This window comes from Bacteroidota bacterium (assembly GCA_016183775.1).
GTDB lineage: Bacteria > Bacteroidota > Bacteroidia > JABDFU01 > JABDFU01 > JABDFU01.
In genome coordinates, this window is sequence record JACPDY010000068.1 from 21345 (window position 1) to 27925 (window position 6581).

General features: G+C 40.2%; 6 protein-coding genes. 3 read left to right on the plus strand and 3 right to left on the minus strand.

Features of this window, described 5'->3' with window-relative positions:
- Positions 1-59 precede the first annotated feature (59 nt).
- Both HYU69_08685 and HYU69_08690 read right to left on the minus strand, forming a co-directional pair.
- Positions 60-668 carry a sigma-70 family RNA polymerase sigma factor gene (locus HYU69_08685; protein ID MBI2270416.1) on the minus strand — a complete coding sequence of 203 codons (609 nt, stop codon included), beginning with the start codon at positions 666-668 and terminating at the stop codon, positions 60-62.
- Positions 656-1864 (minus strand): glycosyltransferase, encoded by a 1209-nt coding sequence (locus HYU69_08690; GenBank protein ID MBI2270417.1) that lies wholly within the window; start codon positions 1862-1864, stop codon positions 656-658. Before HYU69_08690 ends, HYU69_08685 begins: the two co-directional genes overlap by 13 nt.
- 172 nt (positions 1865-2036) lie before the next feature.
- Here HYU69_08690 and hxpB point away from each other — a divergent pair, with 172 nt between their 5' ends.
- From hxpB to HYU69_08705, 3 genes are all read left to right on the plus strand, one after another.
- The gene (gene hxpB / locus HYU69_08695; protein ID MBI2270418.1) at positions 2037-2693 is read left to right on the plus strand and encodes a hexitol phosphatase HxpB; all 657 of its coding nucleotides are present in this window, start codon (positions 2037-2039) and stop codon (positions 2691-2693) included.
- Between the two features lie 95 nt (positions 2694-2788).
- A complete protein-coding gene (gene tgt, locus HYU69_08700) occupies positions 2789-3913 on the plus strand; it encodes a tRNA guanosine(34) transglycosylase Tgt (protein ID MBI2270419.1) in 1125 nt (374 codons plus the stop codon).
- Positions 3914-4102: 189 nt separating this feature from the next.
- Positions 4103-5179, plus strand: a complete 1077-nt coding sequence (locus HYU69_08705; GenBank protein MBI2270420.1) for an LptF/LptG family permease — start codon at positions 4103-4105, stop codon at positions 5177-5179.
- A 327-nt stretch (positions 5180-5506) separates the two neighbouring features.
- Here HYU69_08705 and HYU69_08710 read toward each other — a convergent pair whose 3' ends face one another.
- Positions 5507-6346, minus strand: a complete 840-nt coding sequence (locus tag HYU69_08710) for a hypothetical protein (protein ID MBI2270421.1) — start codon at positions 6344-6346, stop codon at positions 5507-5509.
- Positions 6347-6581 lie beyond the last annotated feature (235 nt).

Consider the following 6581-nt stretch of genomic DNA (forward strand, 5'->3'; position numbering starts at 1 on the left):
GTTTTAATTGTTTCTAAACCAGTAACCTGGAACCTGGAACTCCTGCCGGCAGGCAGCCACTAAATATTTCCCTCCATATTCTTCATGATATTCAAAAGCAGTTCGCGTGCACGGAACAATTGTGCTTTAACGGTACCTATAGGCAATTCAAGGCGGACCGCTATCTCTTCGTAAGACAGCTCTTCAAAATAACGAAGCTCAACCAACTGGCGGTAACGGGGCTTTAACTTATCCACCACATCATGAAGCATTTTTACCTTTTGCTTCTTCTGCATCTTCTCTTCAGGATCAAGAAAATCCGAACGAAGTGTGATACTCATTTCTCCACCCTCTGCGCCTTCAACCGTTTTGTCTATTGAGAAAGTATTATTTTTCTTTTTACGGATAAAGTCGATACAGTTATTAGTAGCTATTTTAAACAACCATGTACTGAAGGCGAAACTCGGGGTGTATTGATCCAGCCGCTTAAAAGCCTTGGCGAAAGCTTCAATGGTAAGGTCATCGGCATCGTCCTTATTACCGACCATTTTAAGCAACATAAAATATACAGAGTCACGGTAACGGCCCATCAGGTCAGCAAAAGCCTTCTGGTCGCCTTTTTTAGTGGCTAACTTAACAAGTTTAAGATCGTGTAGTGCTTTGGATGAGAGGGCTCCTAGCTCTTCCATTTATTTTCTTTTATAACTGTGTTCGAGAGGCTTAGTGCAGGATAAACAAACAACAGAAGCACCTCGAATACAGGCGAAAATAATAATAAATCCCGTTCCCCCAACCTGTCCATCGCTTTTTTGAAAATAAACAACTGGCTCAATAAACGTACTCCAAATACGGATAAAATTGCTATGGGTTGAATTTGAGTAAACAGTGCCGCTACAAACAGCATCCAAAATCCATACTGACTTGCCGTAAGCAGGGTTAATTGTCTTATGGAATCACGCTTATAGTACTTATAGGTTGTAATATGCCTTCTTTTTTGGTGATACCATTCCTTAAGCGTTGCTTTTGGCTTTGAATAGGTTTTCCCTTCAGCACTTAACTCAACTTTGGTATTTGTTGCCGTCGCCGCCTCATTAATAAACAAATCATCATCGCCCGACTCCAGAAAATAATGTGAGCCAAAACCCTTATGTTTAAAGAAAAGTGATTTGCGATACGACAAATTTCGCCCAACACCCATATAGGTTTTAGCATTTAGTGAAAATGACAAGTATTGCAATGCAATATAAAATGTATCAAAGCGGATGAGCTTATTTAATATACCTTTTTCCTTTTCGTATGCTCCGTAACCTAACACTATACTAGTCGTATCATCGGTATAATTACTCATCATGCTACGCAGCCATTTGTTACCCTCAGGCCGGCAGTCCGCGTCGGTCAACAATAAATACTCATTCTTTGCACCCTTAATTCCGCACATCAGCGCAAATTTTTTTCCATGCCTGTAATACTCATCCTCCTTAATAGTCACAATCTTTAAGCGTGTATATTTTTTAGTAAACTCTTCCAATACATCGCCTGTATTGTCGTACGAACAATCATTCACTACGATCACTTCATAGTCAGGATAATCCTGATCAAGAACCTGCGGCAAAAAACGGGTCAGATTGTCGTCTTCATTTTTCGCGCAAATGATGACCGATGTTGGCGGCAATATTGTATCTATAACAGGCTTCTTATACGTACCCACTTTCCTGAAAACAAGCCAATGATGCCATAATTGTATGAATGCCGTTATTCCGAACAATCCTACAATAGCGTATTTCGAAGCCTCAAAAACGCGCGGATCAACATGGGAAAGAATAAGAAGCCTGATACTGTCAAAAAACAGGAATAGTTTATTAAGTGATGAATAAAGCGTTTGCATAAGGTAACAGTAAATTTACCCCGTAAACAGTGATGGTTTAAGTGTTATATTTGGAAGGATTTAAACAAAGTAATTAACAAAAATTGGTTTCAAGTTTGAATTGGTTTCAGGTTTTGGTTGATTTTATCAACCTCAACAATCTGAAACCTGAAACATGGAACCTGAAACCAGAATGATAGAAGCCGTAATATTCGATATGGATGGTCTGTTGGTCGACTCGGAACCCTTGTGGAGAAAGGCGGAGAAGAAGGTATTCGCGACCGTTGATATCCATCTTACCGAAACTGACTTTGAACAATTCATGGGATTCAAGATCAATGAGGTAGTTGATTTCTGGTATAACCATAAAACATGGACCGGCAAAAGTACAACTGATGTTGAAAATGAGATACTGGATGAACTCGAGTTCTTAATTGATACACAGGCACAGGCACAACCCGGAGTAGGACAAGTCATCAAATTTTTTGAAGAAAAAAAAGTACCCCTTGCCATAGCCTCTTCATCCCCATCGCTCATTATTAAAAGTGTATTGAAAAAGCTGAACATCGCTCAATACTTTAAGGTCGTTCATTCAGCGGAAATGGAACGTTACGGCAAACCGCATCCGGCAGTGTATTTAACAACCGCCAAACAATTACGGGTATCTCCTGTTAATTGCCTGGTATTTGAAGATTCCTTTAATGGACTTTTAGCCGCCAAAGCCGCGCGTACAAAAACGATCAGCGTACCCGAAGGCGAAGCCTACAACCAGACCCGTTTTGATATTGCTGACTTTAAATTACGTTCGCTTACTGATTTTACGGAAGAACATTGGATAAAATTAAATTGATGAAATTGCTATTTGCAGACAGTTATTGAGTTATTAAATTATTCAGGCTTTACTGCTTAATAACTTAATAACTTATTAACTCAATAACCCAACTATTGAACTTTAAACTACAGCATACCGACAACAAAGCCCGCGCGGGTACAATTGAAACCGACCACGGAACAATTGAAACCCCTGTTTTTATGCCAGTAGGAACCGCCGGAAGTGTCAAAGCCGTTCATCAGCATGAGTTGAAAGAAGATATAAAGGCGCAAATTATTTTATCAAACACCTATCATTTATTCCTGCGCCCAAAAACAGAAATAATTGAACAAGCCGGCGGACTTCATAAATTTATTGGCTGGGATATGCCTATACTGACTGATAGCGGAGGCTACCAGGTCTATTCTTTAGCACATAAGCGAAAAATTTCGGAAGAAGGAGTTAAGTTCACTTCACATATTGATGGCTCGGCGCAATTTTTTACCCCCGAAAGCGTAATGGACATACAGCGTACCATTGGTGCCGACATTATTATGGCTTTTGATGAATGCACACCCTACCCTTGCGAATATGAATATGCGAAGAACTCAATGAAACTAACGCATCGCTGGCTGAAACGCTGCTGCACACGATTTGATGAAACCGAAAACAAATACGGCTACAAACAAACATTGTTCCCCATTGTACAGGGCAGTGTGTATAAAGATCTGAGAGTACAATCCGCAGAGTTTATAGCCTCGATGAACCGCGAAGGAAATGCCATCGGAGGTCTTTCGGTCGGAGAACCTGATGAGGACATGTACGCGATGTCTGAATTAGTATGCAACATTTTGCCTGCAGATAAACCGCGTTATTTAATGGGGGTTGGAACACCGATCAACTTATTGGAGAACATCGGGCTTGGGATCGATATGTTCGACTGCGTTATGCCTACCCGTAATGCCCGTCATGGACTGCTTTATACCCAAAATGGTGTGATAAATATCCGCAATGAAAAATGGAAAAACGATTTTTCGGTATTGGATGAAAGCGGTACAAGCTTTATAGATAAAGCCTATACAAAAGCCTATCTTCGTCACCTGGTGCATTCCGAAGAAATTCTCGGAGCCCAGATAGCCAGTATACATAACCTGGCCTTTTATTTATGGCTGACCGGCGAAGCCCGTAAACAGATATTTGCCGGCACTTTTTATGAATGGAAAAATAAAATGATAAAACAGTTGGATCAGCGATTGTGATAACAATAAAAATATGTAGTACAAATACAAACACAAAACCGTGTCATTTCAAACCTCGTTTTTCACGAGGTGAGAAATCTGGTCGCGTGCAAGTGAGGCCAACACACGGCCATATGGCACTTCCGCTAAAAAGCGTCATCGGGATGACAAGAATTTTTCAAGAATGACATGATTTCTCCTGGATTGGGCATGAAAAAAATAGACAAATACATCCTTTTAAAATTCCTGGGAACATTTGTGCTCTCCATTTCCCTTATTATCATTATCGTAATTGTATTTGATATTTCCGAAAAGATCGAAGATTTCGTAAGTAAAAAAGCGCCCCTGCGTGCTATTATTTTCGATTACTATTTAAACTTTATCCCCTATTTCGTCAACCTGTTCAGTGCGCTGTTTACGTTCATTGCTGTTATCTTTTTCACTTCACGTATGGCAGCCAACTCCGAAATTGTCGCCATTTTAAGCAACGGCGTCAGCTTTTGGCGGATGCTATACCCCTACCTCGTTGCGGCCACCATCATTGCCATAAGCTCATTGCTGCTTAACGCTTATGTTATTCCCCATACCAATAAAAAACGTATCGCTTTCGAAGAGATTTATTACCGGAATAAATTCCACAACGACAAATGGCACATGCACTTTCAACTTGAGCCCGGCACATTCGCTTACGTTGAGCGTTATGATATTGATGACAATTTCGGCCACCGCTTCTCACTCGAAAAATTGCATGGGCAGCAGCTCTACTACAAACTACTTTCAGATGGTATTAAATGGGATACCGTTACCCATAAATGGCAGATCAGAAATTATGTGATACGTAAAATAAACGGCGATAAGGAAACTATTTCCCGCGGAGACAAGTTAGATACCATAATCGCATTAAAACCACAGGACTTTGGCCGCAAAACAAATAATATTGAAACGATGACACTACCGCAGCTAAGTAAATACATAGCTGATGAAAAAATAAAAGGATCACCCAATCTCGAACCCTTTGAAATCGAAAAACACAAACGCCTGGCCATGCCTTTCGCTACAATTATTTTAACACTTATCGGCGTATCATTAAGCAGCCGTAAAGTACGGGGCGGCATTGGCATTCACATCGGCCTTGGATTACTCATCAGCTTCTCCTACATTTTATTTATGCAGGTTTCGTCTACATTCGCAGTAAGCGGACAATTATCTCCTTTTATATCGGTGTGGATACCGAACATACTATACAGCCTTCTCGCCTGGTACTTGTTGAAAAAGGCACCGAAGTAAAAAGCGCCGGGTAAAACGCAGGCTTGGGTTAAAACGCTGACAGGGTTTAGAACCCTGTCAGCGTTTTGCGCCCATCAACTCCCCTCTGTGCGATAGCCTGTGTCGAAAGCGAGAGGGGGTATATTTTTTTAACGACACTACAATTTAAAAATATAATATCCCCCTCTTTGAACTTTCTTATAAAAAACGGTTTTTCAAAATAGTTAAATGAATTGCCCTTGTCAGCAAACTTTCTATTCTTTTAATATCTTGAATGTTGCGAATTGTTCATCTGATTGTATGAGGTATTGATGGCATAACGCCTGCGCTTTTCTCTCCGGGAAGTATTTACAACTGCTTTTTCTTTCGCAGATCCTCTTCTATCTTGTTAAAATCAACATCATCGTATCTCTTGTCATCTATCTTCGCCTGCTTCCTTTCAGGTTTCTTCAATCTATAGGCCACTGTAATATTCGAATAGATAAAGGAATCATTCCCATTCGCCTTTACATTATCCACATAATCACTAAAGATCATGAAATAAGTGAGGCCTATCTTCGCGCTTAAATTATTCAGGATCGAAAAATTCAAACCTATTGTTAAGGGAATGGTCATTGCTTTACGGGAATAATTTACTGTGCTATCCTTCAATTGAGTTTCATAATTATAATCGTGTATCAACATGCGCGATGTATTTGTATTGGGTGTGTTCTCGGTCCTGTCACGCACACTTCCGTCTGTCCAATAAAAATATTTATTCCCGTTCTTATCCAACAGGTCAGCATGAGGGTCGAACGACATAAAACCAAGTCCCAGACCCGCATATGGTGTAAGACTAAACTCAGACAACAACTCATCCGTACGGAACAAAACACTTACATCAAACTGTTTTATTTTCGATTCAAAATTCCTGTTTACAAGTGTGGTGTATTCAGTACTGGTGAGTTTTCCAAAAACACCCGTAATTGAAACATCCAACATATTGTTTATACGCTGCCCAATAGCAATGTTATAACCGCCCCTCATCCTGCTCGTTGGACTTACCGTATTGTCCTTACCAACATCGCCCTTAAAATTCAACACCCCGGCACCAATACTTATCGATGGCAGCGTATCGAATATGCCTCTGCCCTGGGCAAAAATATTTCCCAAACTAAAAAGGATGATCACTGTAATTTTAAACTTCATGTATATTTATTTTTTGCGTTTTTTAATGTCATTCCAACCATCGATCAAAGCTAATAATTTTCCCCCAACCCATAACCCTGAAAGGATTTGAACCCAGGGCCACCGCATCAAGATTTTAACAATTCTTCAAGATAATCATTTCGCCATCCAGCCTGAAGTCTTCGTCTTTTAAGGCTTCTTTTGTCACCTTTGTATGCCCGAATAATGTTTAAGGCGATTTTTCTGACCAAAGAAA

Bases quoted from the DNA above. Each gene is read 5' to 3' on its own strand.
- HYU69_08685 (MBI2270416.1), bottom strand. From the start codon at position 668: ATGGAAGAGCTAGGAGCCCTCTCATCCAAAGCACTACACGATCTTAAA.
- HYU69_08690 (MBI2270417.1), bottom strand. From the start codon at position 1,864: ATGCAAACGCTTTATTCATCACTTAATAAACTATTCCTGTTTTTTGAC.
- hxpB (MBI2270418.1), top strand. From the start codon at position 2,037: ATGATAGAAGCCGTAATATTCGATATGGATGGTCTGTTGGTCGACTCG.
- HYU69_08705 (MBI2270420.1), top strand. From the start codon at position 4,103: ATGAAAAAAATAGACAAATACATCCTTTTAAAATTCCTGGGAACATTT.
- HYU69_08710 (MBI2270421.1), bottom strand. From the start codon at position 6,346: ATGAAGTTTAAAATTACAGTGATCATCCTTTTTAGTTTGGGAAATATT.